Annotated in this window: 18 protein-coding genes; 13 read left to right on the top strand and 5 right to left on the bottom strand. The window is 66.4% G+C overall.

The window, feature by feature from the left end; all coding sequences use genetic code 11:
- Positions 1 to 110 precede the first annotated feature (110 nt).
- The 5 genes from AC59JP_RS11725 (at position 111) to AC59JP_RS11705 (ending at position 4,134) form a co-directional block, all read left to right on the top strand.
- The gene (locus AC59JP_RS11725) at positions 111 to 701 is read left to right on the top strand and encodes a bacterial proteasome activator family protein (protein WP_497326481.1); all 591 of its coding nucleotides are present in this window, start codon (positions 111 to 113) and stop codon (positions 699 to 701) included.
- Between the two features lie 71 nt (positions 702 to 772).
- A complete protein-coding gene (gene wzm / locus AC59JP_RS11720; RefSeq protein ID WP_497325952.1) occupies positions 773 to 1,597 on the top strand; it encodes a galactan export ABC transporter permease subunit Wzm/RfbD in 825 nt (274 codons plus the stop codon).
- Positions 1,598 to 1,609: 12 nt separating this feature from the next.
- The gene (wzt, locus tag AC59JP_RS11715; RefSeq protein ID WP_497325951.1) at positions 1,610 to 2,407 is read left to right on the top strand and encodes a galactan export ABC transporter ATP-binding subunit Wzt/RfbE; all 798 of its coding nucleotides are present in this window, start codon (positions 1,610 to 1,612) and stop codon (positions 2,405 to 2,407) included.
- Entirely contained in the window at positions 2,400 to 3,287 is an 888-nt protein-coding gene (gene glfT1, locus AC59JP_RS11710) for a galactofuranosyltransferase GlfT1 (RefSeq protein WP_497325950.1), read from the top strand. The genes wzt and glfT1 overlap by 8 nt, the downstream gene beginning before the upstream one ends.
- A 16-nt stretch (positions 3,288 to 3,303) precedes the next feature.
- Positions 3,304 to 4,134, top strand: coding sequence for a class I SAM-dependent methyltransferase (locus tag AC59JP_RS11705; protein ID WP_497325949.1), 831 nt, complete (start codon positions 3,304 to 3,306; stop codon positions 4,132 to 4,134).
- A 134-nt stretch (positions 4,135 to 4,268) separates the two neighbouring features.
- Here AC59JP_RS11705 and AC59JP_RS11700 read toward each other — a convergent pair whose 3' ends face one another.
- Positions 4,269 to 6,128, bottom strand: a complete 1,860-nt coding sequence (locus AC59JP_RS11700; RefSeq protein WP_497325948.1) for a glycosyltransferase — start codon at positions 6,126 to 6,128, stop codon at positions 4,269 to 4,271.
- Positions 6,129 to 6,297: 169 nt separating this feature from the next.
- On the opposite strand from AC59JP_RS11700, the gene AC59JP_RS11695 reads away from it, so the two are divergent.
- Positions 6,298 to 8,529 (top strand): TgpA N-terminal domain-containing protein, encoded by a 2,232-nt coding sequence (locus tag AC59JP_RS11695; protein WP_497325947.1) that lies wholly within the window; start codon positions 6,298 to 6,300, stop codon positions 8,527 to 8,529.
- Here the strand turns inward: AC59JP_RS11695 and AC59JP_RS11690 are convergent.
- On the bottom strand, positions 8,487 to 9,080 hold the full coding sequence (locus AC59JP_RS11690) for a class I SAM-dependent methyltransferase (RefSeq protein ID WP_497325946.1): 594 nt from the start codon (positions 9,078 to 9,080) through the stop codon (positions 8,487 to 8,489). The genes AC59JP_RS11695 and AC59JP_RS11690 overlap by 43 nt on opposite strands.
- A 174-nt stretch (positions 9,081 to 9,254) precedes the next feature.
- On the opposite strand from AC59JP_RS11690, the gene AC59JP_RS11685 reads away from it, so the two are divergent.
- Genes AC59JP_RS11685 through AC59JP_RS11670 form a run of 4 tightly spaced genes read left to right on the top strand, consistent with a single transcriptional unit; the run spans position 9,255 to position 12,492 of the window.
- Positions 9,255 to 10,247: a glycosyltransferase gene (locus AC59JP_RS11685; protein WP_497326480.1), complete on the top strand. Its 993-nt coding sequence runs from the start codon at positions 9,255 to 9,257 to the stop codon at positions 10,245 to 10,247.
- Positions 10,244 to 11,122, top strand: a complete 879-nt coding sequence (locus AC59JP_RS11680; protein ID WP_497325945.1) for an NAD-dependent epimerase/dehydratase family protein — start codon at positions 10,244 to 10,246, stop codon at positions 11,120 to 11,122. Before AC59JP_RS11685 ends, AC59JP_RS11680 begins: the two co-directional genes overlap by 4 nt.
- Before the next feature lie 39 nt (positions 11,123 to 11,161).
- Complete coding sequence (locus tag AC59JP_RS11675) at positions 11,162 to 11,665, top strand: GtrA family protein (RefSeq protein ID WP_497325944.1); 504 nt, start codon at positions 11,162 to 11,164, stop codon at positions 11,663 to 11,665.
- Positions 11,662 to 12,492, top strand: a complete 831-nt coding sequence (locus tag AC59JP_RS11670; protein ID WP_497325943.1) for a glycosyltransferase family 2 protein — start codon at positions 11,662 to 11,664, stop codon at positions 12,490 to 12,492. The genes AC59JP_RS11675 and AC59JP_RS11670 overlap by 4 nt, the downstream gene beginning before the upstream one ends.
- Before the next feature lie 8 nt (positions 12,493 to 12,500).
- On the opposite strand, the gene AC59JP_RS11665 is transcribed toward AC59JP_RS11670, so the two are convergent.
- A complete protein-coding gene (locus AC59JP_RS11665) occupies positions 12,501 to 13,619 on the bottom strand; it encodes a cutinase family protein (protein ID WP_497325942.1) in 1,119 nt (372 codons plus the stop codon).
- Positions 13,616 to 14,620 (bottom strand): dTDP-glucose 4,6-dehydratase, encoded by a 1,005-nt coding sequence (gene rfbB / locus AC59JP_RS11660; protein ID WP_497325941.1) that lies wholly within the window; start codon positions 14,618 to 14,620, stop codon positions 13,616 to 13,618. Before rfbB ends, AC59JP_RS11665 begins: the two co-directional genes overlap by 4 nt.
- Before the next feature lie 38 nt (positions 14,621 to 14,658).
- On the opposite strand from rfbB, the gene AC59JP_RS11655 reads away from it, so the two are divergent.
- Positions 14,659 to 15,213, top strand: a complete 555-nt coding sequence (locus AC59JP_RS11655) for a dTDP-4-dehydrorhamnose 3,5-epimerase family protein (protein WP_497325940.1) — start codon at positions 14,659 to 14,661, stop codon at positions 15,211 to 15,213.
- 78 nt (positions 15,214 to 15,291) lie between these two features.
- Here the strand turns inward: AC59JP_RS11655 and AC59JP_RS11650 are convergent, their stop codons facing one another.
- Positions 15,292 to 15,750 (bottom strand): GtrA family protein, encoded by a 459-nt coding sequence (locus AC59JP_RS11650; RefSeq protein WP_497325939.1) that lies wholly within the window; start codon positions 15,748 to 15,750, stop codon positions 15,292 to 15,294.
- Between the two features lie 91 nt (positions 15,751 to 15,841).
- Here AC59JP_RS11650 and dprE1 point away from each other — a divergent pair, with 91 nt between their 5' ends.
- Together dprE1 and dprE2 are read left to right on the top strand one after the other, a co-directional pair.
- The gene (gene dprE1, locus AC59JP_RS11645) at positions 15,842 to 17,239 is read left to right on the top strand and encodes a decaprenylphosphoryl-beta-D-ribose oxidase (RefSeq protein ID WP_497325938.1); all 1,398 of its coding nucleotides are present in this window, start codon (positions 15,842 to 15,844) and stop codon (positions 17,237 to 17,239) included.
- The gene (dprE2, locus tag AC59JP_RS11640; RefSeq protein ID WP_497325937.1) at positions 17,236 to 18,000 is read left to right on the top strand and encodes a decaprenylphospho-beta-D-erythro-pentofuranosid-2-ulose 2-reductase; all 765 of its coding nucleotides are present in this window, start codon (positions 17,236 to 17,238) and stop codon (positions 17,998 to 18,000) included. The genes dprE1 and dprE2 overlap by 4 nt, the downstream gene beginning before the upstream one ends.
- Positions 18,001 to 18,046 lie beyond the last annotated feature (46 nt).

Raw genomic sequence — 18,046 nt, 5'->3', positions numbered from 1 at the left:
GCGCCGCGGTCACCGGTCGCATACTTCTCTGCCTCCCGAAGCGTTCTCCCCGACGCCGTCACCAGGATAGGGCGCCCCGGCGCTGGCGGGTGTCGGTACGCCGCGACAAGATGGAGGACATGACGTCTTCACAGCCTCAGCCCGACCAGCCGGACGATCAGGTGGTCGTCGTCGGACCCGACGGACAGCCCGTGGCGATGAGCGCAGCCGAGGCGTCGGCTGCAGCCGCACGAGCCAACGTCACCGGGGCGTCCGACGACGAGCAGGGTGAGTCGTTGGCCGACATGGTCGAACAGCCCGCCAAGGTGATGCGCATTGGGACCATGATCAAGCAGCTGCTCGAGGAGGTGCGGGCCGCTCCGCTCGACGACGCCAGCCGCGCCCGCCTGAAGGAAATTCACCAGTCGTCGGTGCGCGAGCTCGAGCAGGGTCTAGCGCCGGAGCTGCGCGACGAGCTCGAGCGCCTCACCTTGCCGTTCGGTGAGGACGCCGTTCCCACCGACGCCGAACTGCGCATCGCGCAAGCGCAGTTGGTCGGATGGCTCGAAGGACTGTTCCACGGAATTCAGACCGCGCTGTTCGCGCAGCAGATGGCGGCTCGGGCCCAGCTCGAGCAGATGCGCCAGGGCGCATTGCCTCCCGGGGTCAGCATCGGCGGCGGACCGTCGCAGTCGTCGTCGGGGACCGGGCAGTACCTCTGAGCAGGCGGTATCTCCGACCGGGCGGCATCTCCGACAGGGCAGCCCGCTGACGCCCGGTAGGCTGCTCGCTCGTGTCCGATAGCCAAACGCTCAGCCGCGCCTTCCGAGATCTGCGGGAGGGGTACGGGCAGCGCGAACTCTGGCTCAGCCTCGGCTGGCAGGACATCAAGCAGCGCTACCGGCGGTCGGTGATCGGTCCGTTCTGGATCACCATCGCGACGGGTGTGCAGGCCGCCGCCATGGGCGTTCTGTACTCGGCGCTGCTGGATCAGCCGATTTCGGAGTTCCTGCCCTACGTCACCGTCGGGCTGATCATCTGGAACTTGATCAGTGCGTCGATTCTGGAGGGGTCGGAGGTCTTCGTCGCAAACGAAGGTCTGATCAAGCAACTTCCGTCGGCACTGAGCGTCCACATTTACCGGCTGGTGTGGCGACAACTGCTGTTGTTGGCGCACAACCTCGTGATCTACGTGGTGATCCTCGCCGTGTTCGGAGTGTGGCGAGACCTGACCTGGGCGTCGCTGACCGCGATTCCGGCGCTCGTGCTGATCATCATGAACTCGCTGTGGGTGTCCTTCGTGTTCGGCATCTTCGCCACCCGCTACCGCGACATCGCGCCGATCCTCGGCAGCCTGATCCTGCTGCTGTTCGTGCTGACGCCCATCATGTGGACCACCGAGGCGCTCAGCGGTGCCGGTGGGCAGATTTCCGAGCGCGCGAAGCTGGCCGAGATCAACCCGCTCTTCCACTACCTCGCGATCATCCGCGACCCGATGATCGGCCAGCCGCAGAAGGCGTACCACTGGTACATCGTCATCGCGATCACCGCGGTCGGCTGGCTGCTGGCCATCCACGCGATGCGTAAATACCGGGCCCGCGTGCCCTACTGGGTTTAGGAGCACCTCCCCGTGACCGTCAGCATCGAAACCAAGGACGCCTGCGTCGACTTCCCGATCTTCGACGCCAAGTCCCGCTCGCTGAAGAAAGCGTTCCTCGGTCGGGCCGGCGGCTCGATCGGTCGCAACGACTCCGACGTCGTGGTGGTGGAAGCACTGCGCGACATCACCCTCTCGCTCAAGGAGGGCGACCGCATCGGCCTCGTCGGGCACAACGGTGCCGGGAAGTCGACGCTGCTGCGCCTGCTCGCCGGCATCTACGAGCCGACGCGCGGCAGTGCGTCCATCCGCGGACGGGTAGCGCCGGTCTTCGACCTGGGCGTCGGCATGGATCCCGAGATCTCCGGATACGAGAACATCATCATCCGCGGGCTGTTCCTCGGGCAGACCCGCAAGCAGATGCTCGCGAAGATGGACGAGATCGCCGAATTCACCGAACTCGGCGACTACCTCTCGATGCCGCTGCGCACCTACTCCACCGGCATGCGGGTGCGGGTTGCGATGGGCGTGGTCACCAGCATCGACCCGGAAATCCTGCTGCTCGACGAGGGCATCGGCGCCGTAGACGCGGAGTTCATGAAGAAGGCCCGCGTGCGGTTGCAGTCGTTGGTGCAGCGGTCCGGCATCCTCGTGTTCGCATCGCACTCCAACGAGTTCCTCGCCCAGCTGTGCGATCGCGCCATGTGGATCGATCACGGCAACATTCGCCAGCAGGGCGGCATCGAGGAGATCGTGCGCGCCTACGAGGGTCCCGAGGCGGGAGACCACGTCGCGCACGTGCTGAGGGAGCTCGAGAAAACCGATGGTTGAGCGGATCATCGGCGTCGTGGTCACCCATCGGCGCCGGGAACTTCTCGCCGAATCGCTGAAAGTGCTTGCGTCTCAATCTCGTCCACTCGATCACCTCGTCGTGGTCGACAACGCCGACGAAGCCGCGGTCCGCGAGCTGGTCGAGTCGGTGGCCCTCGAGACGACGTACCTCGGCTCCAAGCACAACCTAGGGGGCGCGGGCGGATTCGCCCTCGGCATCCTCTACGCGCTCTCGCTCGGGGCCGACCGGGTGTGGCTTGCCGACGACGACGGCCGACCCGAGGGTCCCGCCGTACTCGAGACCCTCCTCGCCTGCGCCGAGAAGTATTCGCTGCAGGAAGTCTCGCCCGTCGTCTGCGACATCGACGAACCCGACCGGCTCGCCTTCCCGCTGCGCCGCGGCACGGCGTGGCGGAGGTGGCGCCACGAACTCGGCGACGACGAACTTCTCCCGTCGTACGCCTCGCTCTTCAACGGCGCACTCTTCACCGCCGCGGCCATCGAAGCGGTGGGCGTACCCGACCTGCGCCTGTTCGTGCGCGGCGACGAGGTGGAAGTTCACCGTCGGCTCACACGCTCCGGACTCCAGTTCGGCACCTGCCTGCAGACGGCGTACGTCCACCCGAACGGCGCTGAGGAGTTCAAGCCGATTCTCGGCGGACGGATGCACACGCAGTACCCCGACGACCCCACCAAGCGCTACTTCACCTACCGCAACCGTGGTTATGTGATGTCGCAACCGGGAATGCGCAAACTCCTTCCGCAGGAGTGGATCCGGTTCGGTTGGTACTTCCTCGTGACGAAGCGGGACCCGCGCGGTTTGGGCGAATGGTTCCGGTTGCGCAAGCTCGGTCGCCAGGAGCGTTTCCGGAGACCGTGAACTACGGTATGTCCTCATGACGTCCCGCTCCCGGTGGACCGAACGCCTCAAGGTGTCGGCTCGCAACAAACTCATCAACGCAGTGCAGGACGCGGTGGCCGACCCACTCGCCGAGTCCGAGCGGCGACACCGCGAGTTGATCAAACGGCTGGACGAGCAGGGCGCTGTCCTCGCCGACCTGCGAGCGTCGATCGACACCCTCGAGTTCCGGATGCGGCACGACATGCCCTTCGCCTCGGACCTCGAAGCAGTCGCGTCGAGCGCCGAGTTCGCCGAGGAGACCCTGAACAATCTGCCGACGTTCACCCACCCGCACGAGACGCTGCGCTTCGCGCTGGACCAGGTGTCCATCGACGGGATGGCACTCGAGTTCGGCGTCGCCACCGGCACCACGCTGCGGATCATCGCCGACGCGTGGAAAGAGGCGGCGAACGTCGGTGTCGTCGTCGGGTTCGACACCTTCGACGGTCTGCCCGAACCGTGGCGCACCGGATATCCCGTCGGCGAGTTCGCCGTCGCCGAGAAGCCCGACGTGCCCGGCGCGTTCCTCGTCGAAGGGTTGTTCCAGCAGACGCTGTCGACCTTCCTGTCGAAGAACCGCGGACCCGTCGCGTTCCTGCATCTCGACGCCGACCTGTACTCGTCGACCGACTTCGTCCTGCGCCGGCTCGAAAGCCGGTTGAAGCCCGGTTCGATCATCGTGTTCGACGAGTTCTTCAACTTCCCCGGCTGGGAGCAGCACGAATACCGGGCGTGGGTGGAGTTCGTGAAACGGACCGGCGTGACGTTCGAGTACATCGCTTACACGTCGAACAGTGAGCAGGTGGTGGTGCGGGTTACGGGGTGACCTTTTCGGTGGACCCAACGTCACATTGGGTCCACTATTGCGACCCAACGTCACATCGGGTCACACGGAGAAGGGGGTCACACCGAGAAGGGGGTCACACCGAGAAGAGGGTCACACCGAGAAGAGGGTGCCCCTCAGTCGGAGATCCCGTACAACCTCGCCCAGTTCTCCCTGCTGATGAGATCCGGCATCGCCGCCCGGTACTGCTCGGACACCGTTGGCGCCTCGGCGCGTAGGCGCTTCATCAGACGGTAGGTGCGGAGCACCATTTTGCGGGCAGTTGCGTTGTCCCGCTGACGAATTCGCACCCCGCCCTGCGACGCGTCGGTCACCACCACGTGGTCGAACTTGGAGATGTGCCACCAGTGCGCGTCCTCGCGGGTCACCCCGTGCAGACCTCCGATGGTCCGGCCGCGCCACTGATCGAGGGCGCGCTTGGCGAGGATGAGCCGCATCTTGCTCGGCTCGCCGCTCGCGCGCTCGATCTTCAGATCGGCGGACCGCACCGGCGCCGTGGCTGCCGGGTGCATGATCGTTTCCGGGTAGTTCTTCCGGTCGGCTCGGATCTGCGCCATTGCGGCCATGCCGCCGTCACGCAGATGAGCCGGACCCTGGAGGAAGTCCTCGATCCCCTTCAGCGTCGTATGGGCGAGGCCGTACTGCATGCCGACGATGTACTCGGCGATCTGCCGGAAGAACATGGTGGACAACGCTTTACCGTCGAGCTGGCTGTGCAGGGACCCGACGACGAGGGAGTTGCGGGTGCTGAAGTAGCGCGCCCAGTCGTCGAAGTCCTTCCAGTAGAAGTCGGCGTGCCACACCGCGGCGTTGGGAAGGGTGACCGTCACGAACCCGGCCTCCCGCGCGCGGATGCCGTATTCGACGTCGTCCCACTGGAAGAAGATGGGCAGGGGCAGACCGATCTGCTTCACGACCTCCGCCGGGATGAGGCACGTCCACCAGGCGTTGTAGCCGGCGTCGACCCGTCGTTCCTGGTTCTTGTCGAGCATCGACTTGTTGCCCAACGCTTTCGGCACCCGGCGGCCGTGCATCAGGACGGACAGGTCGACGTCTTCGGCACCGACGTTCAGATAGTCGGGGTTCAGAAGAAACAGCATCTGCGCGCCGACCAACGTGGGCTCGACCGCCATGTTCGCGAACGTGCTGAGGCGCAGCACGGTCTCGGGTTCGCACAGGATGTCGTCGTCCATCAGGATCACGTCGGCGGTCGAGCCGGAGCCCGACACTTCGTACAGTCCGCGTGTGAAGCCGCCCGCCCCACCGAGATTGGGCTGATTCAGGTAGACCAGCTTGTCACCGAGCACTGCCGACGCCTCGGTGAACTCGGCGCGGTCCTTGACGAGATCGGTTCCCTGATCGACGACGTAGACAGCGTCGATGATGTCGACGATCGACGGATCGGAGGCCAGGGCCGCGACGGTGTGCGCGCAGTCGTCGGCGCGGTTGAACGTGCAGATGGCGATGGCGACGTTGCGGACGACCTCGGGAGAGTCGACCGTCCACTCGAGATCGTCGACGACCACTGCGCCGGAGAAGGATTCGAATTCGAGCCAGAGCGCGCCGCCGTCGACGAACTTGTCGAGCGGGACGTCGAAGGTGACGGTGGTGTCGGAACTCGGCTCGTCGGCCGCGACGATGCGGCGGTGCCCGGCGATGTCCGAGGCCATCAACCGCACTCGCGCGCGCGAGTTCGTGCTCACTCGAGCGCTGACCCGCACGGACTTCACGGTGGTCCACCGCTGCCAGTACGACGCGGCGAAACGACCGAAGTACGTGTTGGTGTGCGCGAAGGACTGCGGTTCTATCGAGAAGAAGTGCCGCTCGCGGTGACCGGCCCCGCGCTCGATGTTCACGTACAGATCACTGTTGACGCGAGCAGACGGGCCGACGAACACCCCGCGCTGAACCAGCAGTCGATCGGGGACCGTCCGAACCTCGGTGAGCGTGGACGGAACCGAAGCGGGTTGGGACATGCGGCCACGATAACAACGTGGTGAGCCTCGACCCGGCATCCGCTGCGGGGCGCGCCCTAGCACCCGGACGGCCGCAGGGAACTCGAATCGGCCACAATCATGGTTCTCACACATCACAACGAGACACATCACACCGGCGCACACGACAACGAAGAGGCGAAGCGATCAGATGAACCCGGCGACCCCGACGTCCCGTCGCGAGCGTTGGGTGTGGGGATCCGCCTCTGCCGGAATTGTCGTGGTCGGCCTGCTCGCAATTCTCGCGCTGAAGCCGACCTTCTACTACATCGACGACACCGCGTCCGGCGCCGTCGGAAACTGGCTTCAGCTGGGACGGTTGCTGCGCGAGGGCCAGTTCGTCCCGATCGTTCTGCACCAGTGGATGGCCGGAAACTATCCGGTCGAGGGCCAGGGCGGGCTCTGGAACCCGGTGCAGATGGCGATCAACTTCATCACGCCGTCGGTGGACAACCTGGCGTTGCTGGCGGCCGCGGTGAAGATCGGCTTCGCCGTCGTCCTCGCGCTCGGGGTGTACCGCGTGGCGATGGTCTACGGCGCGCGCCCCTCCTGGGCGGCCGTCGCGGCGACCAGCGCACCCTTCGCCGGCTTCACCCTGTTCTTCGAGCAGCCGTCGTGGGTCACCTCGCTGATCGGCATGGCGTGGGTCATTCAGGCGTGGGCCAGCGGCGTTCGCTACGTGCGCGGGCAGTCCGGTCCGATTCCGGTGTTCGTCTTCCTCTATCTCGCGATCAGCGTCGGCTACGTCCACGCCGCGCTGATGGCCGGCGTCGTCGCGGGTGCGGTGATGATCGGCGAGTACATCTTCACCAAAGCACTCTGGCCGTCGCTGCGACTCGCTGCGGTGTCCGTCGCGGCCGCGGCCTGCGGAGCCGTCACCTTCCTGCCCGGCGTGCTCAGTTCCGCCGTGACCTGGCGGACCGGCCAAGAGGGCACGCTCAACGACAACTTCCTGACGGCCCCGTGGTCGGAAACCATCACCGCCAGCATCCCGTCGGCGGTCACGAGCATCGAGTCGTGGGCCGGCGAGACCACCACGGCCCCGGTCACCTACATCGCATGGTTCCTGGTTCCGATTCTGGCGTTCGTCGGCTGGCAGCGGGCGACATCGTCGTTCCGGGAGTTGTCCGCCCCGGTGATCGTGCTCGCCTTCCTTCTGCTGTTCACCGCAGGTCCGAGCGATATCGGGCAGATCCGGTGGCCCGCGCGGCTGCTGCCGTTCGTCGCCGTCGTGGCGCTGATCCTCGTCGCGACGCTGGTCAGCAGGTTCGGCACCACCAAACCGCTCCGGCCCCGCGTCCTGGCGGCCGTGTTGATCACCGTGGTCCTGGTGATCCGCGCGATGTCGTCCGGCCCGCAGTTCGCCGGTCGTCACCTGCTGTCGGGGCTCTTCGTCGTTGCGGTCGGCGCCGTCGCCCTGTTCCTCGCCGCCCGTCGCGATCAGCGGATCACCGCCGCACTTCTCATGGTGCTGGTCGTTCCGATCGCGCTCTTCCAGGTGACGTCGTATCGCCCCGTGCTCAGCAGCTGGGGACTGCCGACGTCACAGTCCGAGGCCCGCGCCGAATTCCCCGACTTCGAGGGCACCACGCTGCAGCTGGGCACGCGGACCCTGACCGACACCCCCAGCTCGGGCGACGGCGGCACCGACGACCTTCCGTGGCGATCGCAGGTGTTCGGCAACTACGCCAAGGACCTCGATCTCGACTACGTGAACGCGTACACACCCGTCGGCCATCAGAAGTTCGCAGGCCTGCTCTGCATGGAGTACGACGGGTCCACCTGCGCGTCGGCTCTGCAGAGCGTCTTCAACATCGACCGCTACACCGGGCGCACGTTCGCCGACCTGATGCTGCTCGACCGCATCACCATTCAGCGGACCCAGTTCCCGTCCATCCAGAACTTTCCTGTCCCGCCGGGCTGGCACTTCGTTCCAGCACCGAAGTCGGCCGGCGATCAGATCGTCGTCCTCGAGCGGATCGACGGACCCGTCTCGACGCAGGCGGGGACGGTCTCGGCGACGGTGAACGCCACCGCCACACCGGTGTCGTCCAGCTCGAACCACGAAGTCGTCAAGGTCGATTCCGAGGCGGGCGGAAGCGTGGTGTTCGCGCGACTGGCCTGGCCGGGATACACCGCCTCCCTGAACGGGCAGCCGCTGACGGTGCAGGGCCTCGGCGGGACCTTCGTCTACGTCGACCTGCCTCCCGGCACGTCCGACGCCGATCTCGAGATCACCTTCCGGCCCCCCGGCATGCGCCTCGGCCTGGTCGGAATGGGCTTCGGGCTCGTCGTCCTCGTCGTGATGGTGGTCGAGGACGTGCGTCGCCGACGACGGACTCAGGAACCCGGCGCGGTTCCGACGACGACCGTCTCGTTGTAGACGAACAGCTTGCCCACCGGCCGCGGGAACGGGAACGACGACGCGGTCGCGTTCTCGATCCCGGTGTCCGCGCAGATCCGTAGCAGATCGTCGGCGTCCAACCAGCTCGTGTGCGTCGGGTCGCTGGCAAAACCGACCTCCTGCGGGCACACGATCATCACCGTCGCCTGCGGCTCGAGGTACGGCAGATACTCGTCGACCACCTTGTGTTCGACGCCGGGCGGCAGGTGTTCGAGAAGATGCGCCATCAGCATTCCGTCGTACGTCTTCTTCTCGAGAGCATGGAACTCGTCGGCGGTGTAGGCCTCCATGCCCTGCGATCGGCAGAACTCCACCGACGCTTCGTTGTGGTCGACGCCGACGCTGCCCGGCGGAAGGTTGCGCAGGTTGCGACCGATACCGCAGCCAACGTCGAGCACTCGGCGCCCACGCAGATGCCGCCGAATGTTCCATTGGTACGGCGCCTGGACGTGGAGGACGCGCTTCCACCGCGCGCCCTGCAGTTCCTGGAGCCTCGCCGTGTAGCTGTCGCTCGTGGTGTCGTCACTCATGTCGGTGCGCCCTCCCGATGGCTGCCTCGTTGGTCGGCAATCCGGCAACGGTATCGGGTGAACAGACCGAGTGCTCGGATTCGGATCGGCGTGGGGGAACGCCGGCCTTTCGCGAAGGGGCGGCTGCGGACAGTAGGCTGACCACCCGTGACCGACGCCCCTTCTCCGCACCGAATCTCCGTCATCGTGCCGGTGTATCAGGGTGAGAAGACGTTGCCGGCTCTGATCGCCGAACTCGAACCCCTCACCACACCGACCGTCACACCGGGTCGTCGCCCGATGGTCGTCGAAGAGGTGCTGCTGGTGTTCGACCACGGCCCGGACGGATCGGCACGGGTGATCCGCGAGCTCATCGCCGAGCGTCCCTGGGTGCGCGGCATCTGGCTCAGCCGCAATTTCGGGCAGCATCCCGCGACGCTCGCCGGCATGGCATCGAGCGGGGGCGAGTGGATCGTCACCATGGACGAGGACGGCCAGCACGATCCCGGTGCCATCGGCGGTCTGCTCGACACCGCGCTCGACGAGCAGGCGAGCGTGGTCTACGCCCGCGCGACCAACGCGCCGCCGCACGGGGTGTGGCGCAACGTGGCGTCCAAGGGATCGAAGTGGCTCATCGCCAAGGCCCTCTCCGCCGAGAACACGGTGCAGTACAACAGCTTTCGGCTCGTTCTCGGTGAGGTGGGGCGCTCGGTCGCGGCCTACTCCGGATCCGAGGCGTACCTCGACGTCGCCCTCGGATGGATCGCCGGCGACATCGCCACGAGCCCCGTCGAGCTGCGCGAGGAACAGGGCCGACGCTCCGGCTATCACCTGCGCAGCCTGCTCTCGCACTTCTGGCGCATGGTGCTCTCCAGCGGCACGAAGGGCCTGCGCATCGTCAGCATTCTCGGGCTGCTCTTCGCCGTCTTGGGGCTGGTGCTGGTCGCCTACCTGATCATCGTCTACGCGTTCTTCGACCCCGCCTCGGAAGTGCGTGGGTGGGCGTCGACCATGGTCGTTCTGCTCTTCGGGTTCGGTGCGTCGCTGTTCTCGCTCGGCGTCGTCGCCGAGTACGTGGGCGTCAACGTCAAGACCGCGATGGGCAAGCCGCCCTACCTGATCGTCAACGACCCCGCAGCGGGGCCGCTGGGGCGGGCCGACCGGTTGCCGGACCTCGACCGACCGTGACGTCCTCGTGGGTGGTGGGCAGCGGCGGTCTGCTCGGCCGGGCGGTGGTCGCCGAACTGACCAGGCGCGGACACGACGTCGTCACCTCCGCCATCCCGTGGTCGGACAATCGGCTCGCCCGTGACGTGGTGGTCGACGACGCACGACGCTTCCGCGACGTCGACAACGTCGTGTGGTGCGCCGGCGCGGGCGTCAACGGAACCTCACGCGACGAGTTCGCGCAGGAGAACGAGCTGCTCGGCAGCGTCCTCGAGCAACTCGACTGCGGCACCTTCTTCCACGCGTCGTCGGCCGGTGGGGTCTACGCCGGAACGCCGAACGCCCCGCACGACGAGAACAGCTCACCGTCGCCTCTCGGCGACTACGGCCGGGCCAAACTCGACGCGGAAGCGCTGGTCAGGCGTTTGAACACGCGGACGGTCATCGGCCGATTCGCCAACCTGTACGGCCCCGGCCAGAACCTGTCCAAACCGCAGGGACTCATCTCGCACCTGTGCCGCGGGTACCTGCTGGCGTCGCCGGTGTCGATCTACGTGCCGATGGACACCCTGCGCGACTACCTGTTCGTCACCGACGCCGCCGAAATGGTCGGTGACGCACTCGAGCACGCGGTGACGGTGCCGGAGAAGTCGACGACGAAGATCTTCGCCTCCGGCCAGGCCGTGACCATCGGCGCCATTCTGGGCGCCTGCCGGTCGGTCTTTCACCGTCGACCCAACGTCGTGCAGGCCGCGTCCCCACTGTCCGCGATGCAGGGCAGTGACCTGCGGCTGCGGTCGGTGGTGTGGCCCGAGATCGACCGGCGCACCCACCGCACGCTGCACGCAGGAATTGCGTCGACGCTGAACGCGACGCGCAGCGCGCTGCTGTTCTAGGTTTGTGCTTCCTCACCGGCTGCTGGGAGACTCCTGGATATGCACGGTCTGACCCCGGGCGTTCCGGACGAGGACTCCCGCCCCGCCTCTTATCCTCCGGGGCCCTTGACCAGGGCGGGGAGGCCGGAGGCCGGTCGCCATCGATTCAGAGGCAACCAGGCGCTCGTGTTCCTGATCGTCGGTGGCTTCAACACCGCACTCGGTACCGCGTGGTTCATCTCGTTCCAGCTGCTGATCGGCGACACGTGGGGCTACCACGCCGCGATCGTGCTCGGGTACGCCTGCAACGTCGTGACCGCGTTCTGCACCAACCGCTACCTGGTGTTCCGGGTGCGCGGGCATGTTCTACGCGACTTCTGGCGCTTCGTGGTGGTCAACCTCGGCGCGTTCGCCGTCAACCTCGTCCTGATGACGATCGCCGTGTCCGGGCTCGGGTTCCCGCCCATCCCGTCCCAGCTGGTCATCACCCTGTTCACCGCCGTGGTCAGCTTCTTCGGCTACCGCGACTTCTCTTTCCGACGCAAGAAGGAGCCGACCGCATGACTCCCCGCGTGTCCGTCGTCGTCCCGTCCTACAACAACGCGGACTACCTCGCCGAGACCATGGACTCGATCCTGGCGCAGACGTACGACGACTTCGAAGTGGTCGTCGCCGATCACTCGTCGACGGACGGCACCATGGACATCGCGCGCCGCTACGAAGCCGACCCCAGGGTGCGTCTGCTGACCACCGAGGCCGGCGGCGGCGCGAAACGCAACTGGGACCGGGTCAGCCAGGAAGCTCGCGGAGAACTGATCAAGCTGGTCTGCGGTGACGACCTCATTGCGCCGACGGCGTTGGCGCGTCAGGTGTCCGCGTTCGACGAGCACCCGTCTGCGGTGCTCGTCGCGTCGCAACGAACCTTGGTCGACGCGGCCGGTCGCACGTTGATTTCCGCGCGCGGACTCGGCGGCCTGAACGGGTTGGTCGGCGGACGAGAGGCCGCCCGCACCGCAGTTCTCGCCGGCTCCAACATCTTCGGCGAACCGGCGTGCGTGATGGTGCGCCGCGACGCACTCGAGAAGATCGGCTGGTGGGACAACACCCACCCGTACCTGATCGATCAGGCCAGCTTCATCGAGGTCTCGCTCCAGGGCGACGTGGTGGCCATACCCGGATCGCTCGCGTCCTTCCGCATCAATGCCGGTCAGTGGAGTGTGCGCCTCGCCCGCGAGCAGGCTCAGCAGGCAGCGGGATTCCACGAGAAACTCCGTTCGGAGAATCCGGATCTGTTGTCCGCCAACGATGTTCGCATCGGGAACTTCAAGGCGCTGCTGACGTCGTTCATGCGGCGCGCGGTGTACGTCGTGCTGCGGCACCGGATGGGTTAGGTCCTTTTTCAGGCGACGATCGGGACGTACGGCTTGCCCTGTCCCCCGACTGCCACGTCGAACGGCATCGACGCCACTCCCCCGGCAGACGCCGTGTAGCTCCCCGTCGGCAATGTCACCGACGCAGCGGCGATCCCGTCCGGGCTCAGGACGACGGGCACGCTCACGCCGCCCACGGTGACGACCACCTGCTGCAGGGCACGTGCGGGACCCAGATCGACCATGACCGCCAGGGGCGCGTCGGCCGGCAGCGACTGTGCGGGCGCGGTGGCGCTCGCCGGTTCGGGCAATCCCAGAGCGGCCGCGATCACTGCGGCGCCGCAGACAGGCGGGACGGTCACCGAACCGGTAGCGGCGCAGTCGATTCCCGTCTGGTAGTAGCTGACGTGGACGTCGCCGGTCACCTCCAACGCCGTCTGGGTACCTAGCCCCGGAATTACCTGCAGTGCGGACGAGGTGTCACAGACCGCGTCGAATCCGGCGCAGAACGACGTGAAGAGACTGCGGTGCGACGCGATCCACACGTCCGTGGCCGGGTCGACCGGCGCGAACACCGGCAGCGTCCGCCGCACGCCCTGACCGCGGGTGTCGAGGGCCTCCGGCATGGCGCCCTGCAGTCGGCTCGGATTGCCGAAGAGAACGATCTTGTTCACTCGGTCGAAATCGGCCGAGCCCTCGTTCTGTACCTGCGCGATAGCGGCGTTGACGACGTCCGCTCCCTGCGAGTATCCGGTGACCGCGATCGTCGTCGACTGGCCTCCGCAGCGAGAGTCGATGTCACGCAACGTCTGTCGCAGCGCGGACGCCCCTGCGGCGACGGAGTTCGCGTAGTCGTCCCGGTAGGCGGGAAGGCCGGTGAGCGTGGTCACCACCGGCACCGCGGGATACACGATTCCCAGTCCGGTGACGCCGGTGAGATCCTGAAACTGTTGCTGCAGAAGCGGACCCATTCCTCCGCCGTCGGGGTACGTGGAACCGGCGGACACCGCTGCATCGCCTTGCGGCACCTCGCCCGACCCGCGAACGGCGAGATAGTAGGCGGGGTCGCAGGTCTCGTCCGCATGTGCGGGGACGGCGGTCAGGACGCTTGCCGCGACCACCGCGAGTGCAGCGACGAAAGCTCTCACAGTGTGCGTTCGCCTGCTTTCGCGTAGGCCTTCTCGGTGGCGTCCTTCTGTGGGCGCCACCAGGATTCGTTGTCCCGATACCACTGCACCGTCGCCTCGAGGCCGGCGCGAAAATCACGATAGCGCGGCTCCCACCCCAACTCGGTGCGCAACCTCGTGGAATCGATCGCGTACCGCATGTCGTGACCGGGCCGGTCGGTGACGAAGTCGAAATCGTCCTTGGACTTACCGCAGATCTCGAGCACCGACTCCACCACCATGCGGTTGTTCGCTTCACCGTCGGCGCCGATCAGGTACGTCTGACCCAGCTCGCCGCCGTCGATGATGGCCCACACCGCGGAGTTGTGATCGTCGACGTGAATCCAGTCCCGCACGTTCAGACCCTCGCCGTAGAGCTTCGGGCGCACCCCGTCGAGCACATTCGTGATCTGGCGCGGAATGAACTTCTCCACGTGCTGATACGGGCCGTAGTTGTTCGAGCAGTTCGAGATGGTCGCCTTCACCCCGAACGAGCGCGTCCACGCCCGCACGATCAGATCGCTCGACGCCTTCGTCGACGAATACGGGCTCGACGGGTTGTACGGCGTCGCCTCGGTGAACCGCTCCGGATCGTCCAACTCCAGATCGCCGTACACCTCGTCGGTGGAGATGTGGTGATACCGCACGTCGTGCTCACGCACCGCCTGCAGCAACGTGTACGTCCCGATCACGTTGGTCTGCACGAACGGCCACGGATCGGCCAACGAGTTGTCGTTGTGCGACTCCGCCGCGAAATGCACCACCAGATCGGCGCCCCGCACCAGCCGATCGACGAGCGGCGCGTCGGCGATGTCGCCGTGGACGAACTCGATGCGGTCGGCCACCGACGCCAAGGACTGTTCGTTGCCCGCGTACGTCAACGCGTCCAGCACCGTCACCTCCACGTCCGGGCGGGTCGCGAGGGTCTGGTGCACGAAGTTGGCGCCGATGAACCCGGCGCCACCGGTCACGAGAAGCTTCATGCCCGGAAGATTACTGCCGCGCCCGATACTGTGCTGTCGTGACTTTGCGCGAATTATCGGTGGCCGGGGCGTTCGAATACACCCCGAAGCAATTCGGCGACGACCGCGGCGTGTTCTTCGAATGGTTCAAAGCCTCCGTCTTCGAACCTGCCGTCGGGCACCCCCTGAACCTGCAGCAGGCGAACTGCTCCGTCTCCGCCGCCGGCGTCCTGCGCGGCATCCACTACACCGTGAACCCACCCGGCCAGGCGAAATACGTCACCTGCACCCGCGGGGCGTTCCTCGACGTGGTCGTCGACCTCCGCAAGGACTCACCCACCTACGGCACCTGGGACTCCGTACTCATCGACGACGTCGACCGCCGCGCGGTCTACCTCCCCGAAGGCCTCGGCCACGCCATCCTCTCCCTCGAGGACAAATCCACCGTCATGTACCTGTGCTCCATCGAATACACCCCGTCGCTCGACCGCGACATCAATCCACTCGACCCCGACCTCGCCATCGACTGGCCCACCCACGGACGCGACGGCTCGGCGCTCGAATACCAACTGTCCGACAAGGACAAGGCGGCGCCGGGGTTCGCGTCGCTGTAAGGGGTAGGGGATCGCTGCGCTCCCCCCTGTGCGCGATTTCCGGCCCTCCAGGGGCAGAAATCGCGCACAGCGGGTGGGTCAGCGAATCTTGAAGATCACTGCCCGCTGGACCACGAAGTTGATGACGGTCGCCGTGCCCTGCGCAATCACGAACGCCGCGGCGCTGTAGACGATCGTCTCGGGCCACAGATGCCCGAACAACGTGTACAGCAGGTTCTGCACGCCGAACGTGGCGAGATAGAGGACGACCACCGCCACGAACCGGGCCCGCGACGGCGCTGCGGCGAAGGTCCAGCGTCGATTGATCAGGTACGCGACCGTGGTGCCGAAGACGAAACCCGCGGCTTTCGCGAGCGAGAGCTGCACGTCGAGGCCGTACTGCAGAGCGATGGTGATCGAGAAGTCGACGATCGCCGACAGCACACCCGTCGCCAGGAACCGCAGGATCTGCGTTCTGAGGTCCAACGCGTCGTCGGCGATGTTCTCCGTGAGCGGCAGTTCCACCGGAAGCGGGACGTGCGGTTCCTGTTCAGACACGTGCAGAAGGATAGGCGGATCCGATCGGGTGCAGGTAACCGCGCTGCGCGCCGTCGAGTGCACCGGATTCGGCGCGGTAACCTGTGGAGCGATGTCCACGACCGAAACGCTCCCCACCTCCACCCGCACCCTCAGTGGCTGGGGGCGCACCGCCCCCGCATCGTCCGAGGTCCTGACGGTCACCGACGCCGAACTCGTCGTTCGTGCGGTCGCCGAGGTCGCCGAGCACAACGACAGCTCTCCGCCCCACCTGCGCCGCGGAATCATTCCGCGCGGGTTGGGACGCTCGTACGGCGACAACGCCCAGAACGCGGGCGGTCTCGTCGTCGACATGACCGGCCTGAACCGCATCTACAGCATCGACTCGGCCACCCACATGGTCGACGTCGACGGCGGCGTGAGCCTGGATCAGCTGATGCGCGCCGCCCTCCCGTTCGGCCTGTGGGTCCCGGTTCTGCCCGGCACCCGCCAGGTCACGATCGGCGGCGCCATCGGGTGCGACATCCACGGCAAGAACCACCACAGTGCGGGCAGCTTCGGCAACCACGTGCGCTCGATGGATCTGCTGACCGCCGACGGCACCGTGCAGCACCTCACTCCCGAGTCGCCGCTGTTCTGGGCGACGGTCGGCGGCAACGGCCTCACCGGCATCATCCTGCGCGCGACCATCGAGATGACGCCCACCGAGACGGCCTACTTCATCGCCGACGGCGACGTCACCGCGACTCTCGACGAAACCATCGCCATTCACAGCGACGGCAGCGAGAACAACTACGACTACTCGAGTGCGTGGTTCGACGCGATCTCCGGCCCGCCGAAGCTCGGCCGTGCGGCGCTGTCCCGCGGTTCGCTCGCGACGCTCGACCAGCTGCCGGCCAAGCTGCAGAAGGATCCGCTGCGATTCAGCGCGAAGCCGCTGCTGACCTTCCCCGACGTGTTCCCGAACGGCCTGGCGAACAAGTTCACCTTCGGTCCCATCGGCGAGCTCTGGTACCGCAAGTCCGGAACCTACCGCGGCAAGGTCCAGAACTTGACGCAGTTCTATCACCCGCTCGACATGTTCGGTGAGTGGAACCGCGCGTACGGCCCCGCCGGCTTCCTGCAGTACCAGTTCGTCGTGCCGCCGGAAGCGGTCGAGGAATTCAAGAAGATCATCGCCGACATCCAGCGCTCCGGCCACTACTCGTTCCTGAACGTCTTCAAGTTGTTCGGACCGGGAAACCAAGCGCCGCTGAGCTTCCCGATGGCCGGGTGGAACGTGTGCGTGGACTTCCCGATCAAGGCCGGGCTCAGCGAGTTCGTCACCGAGCTCGACAGGCGTGTCCTCGAATTCGGTGGACGCCTTTACACCGCCAAGGATTCGCGCACCACCGCCGAAACCTTCCACGCGATGTACCCGCGGATCGACGAGTGGATCGACATCCGCCGATCCGTCGACCCCACAGGCGTTTTCGCCTCCGATATGGCCAGAAGGTTGGAACTGCTGTGACGATAGACGCCGTCGGAAACCCCCAGACGATCCTCGTGCTGGGTGGCACGAGCGAGATCGGTCTGGCCATCACCGAGGAGTACCTGTCGACGGCTCCCGCCCGCGTCGTCCTCGCCGCGCTGCCGAACGACCCCGGTCGCGACAAGGCCGTCGCTCAGCTGAAAGCCAAGGGCGCCAAGGCCGTCGACGTCATCGACTTCGACGCACTCGACACGAAGTCGCATCCCGCGGTCATCGACGAGGCCTGGTCCAAGGGCGACGTCGACGTGGCGATCGTCGCGTTCGCCGTCGACTTCGACCCCGAGCAGCTCTGGCAGGACCAGAACAAGGCGGTCCTGACCGCCAACATCAACTACACCGCGTCGGTGTCGGTGGGCGTGCTGCTCGGCGAGAAGATGAAGGCGCAGCGCTACGGCCGCATCATCGTCATGTCGTCCGTCGCCGGTGAGCGCGTGCGACGGTCCAACTTCGTCTACGGCTCCACCAAGGCCGGACTGGACGGCTTCTACCTCGGACTCGGAGAAGCGTTGCGCGAGTTCGGACCCCGCGTCACCGTCATCCGCCCCGGCATGGTGCGGACCAGGTTCAGCGAACACGTCAAGGAAGCGCCGCTGACCGTGAACAAGGAAGACGTCGCCAAGTTGGCCGTCGCCTCGTCACGCAAGGGCAAGGACCTCGTGTGGGCACCGGGACCGTTCCGGTTCGTCATGATGGCGCTCCGCCACGTGCCGCGCCCGATCTTCCGCAAACTTCCCATCTGACCGTGCGGGCTGCTCGATCCCGGCCGGCCTCCGGCCTTCCCGCTGC

Source organism: Rhodococcus sp. 320_ES (assembly GCF_059691855.1).
This window is presented reverse-complemented; position numbering and strand designations above follow the sequence as displayed.

Bases quoted from the DNA above. Each gene is read 5' to 3' on its own strand.
- AC59JP_RS11725 (WP_497326481.1), top strand. From the start codon at position 111: ATGGAGGACATGACGTCTTCACAGCCTCAGCCCGACCAGCCGGACGAT.
- glfT1 (WP_497325950.1), top strand. From the start codon at position 2,400: ATGGTTGAGCGGATCATCGGCGTCGTGGTCACCCATCGGCGCCGGGAA.
- AC59JP_RS11705 (WP_497325949.1), top strand. From the start codon at position 3,304: ATGACGTCCCGCTCCCGGTGGACCGAACGCCTCAAGGTGTCGGCTCGC.
- AC59JP_RS11700 (WP_497325948.1), bottom strand. From the start codon at position 6,128: ATGTCCCAACCCGCTTCGGTTCCGTCCACGCTCACCGAGGTTCGGACG.
- AC59JP_RS11695 (WP_497325947.1), top strand. From the start codon at position 6,298: ATGAACCCGGCGACCCCGACGTCCCGTCGCGAGCGTTGGGTGTGGGGA.
- AC59JP_RS11690 (WP_497325946.1), bottom strand. From the start codon at position 9,080: ATGAGTGACGACACCACGAGCGACAGCTACACGGCGAGGCTCCAGGAA.
- AC59JP_RS11675 (WP_497325944.1), top strand. From the start codon at position 11,162: ATGCACGGTCTGACCCCGGGCGTTCCGGACGAGGACTCCCGCCCCGCC.
- AC59JP_RS11670 (WP_497325943.1), top strand. From the start codon at position 11,662: ATGACTCCCCGCGTGTCCGTCGTCGTCCCGTCCTACAACAACGCGGAC.
- rfbB (WP_497325941.1), bottom strand. From the start codon at position 14,620: ATGAAGCTTCTCGTGACCGGTGGCGCCGGGTTCATCGGCGCCAACTTC.
- dprE1 (WP_497325938.1), top strand. From the start codon at position 15,842: ATGTCCACGACCGAAACGCTCCCCACCTCCACCCGCACCCTCAGTGGC.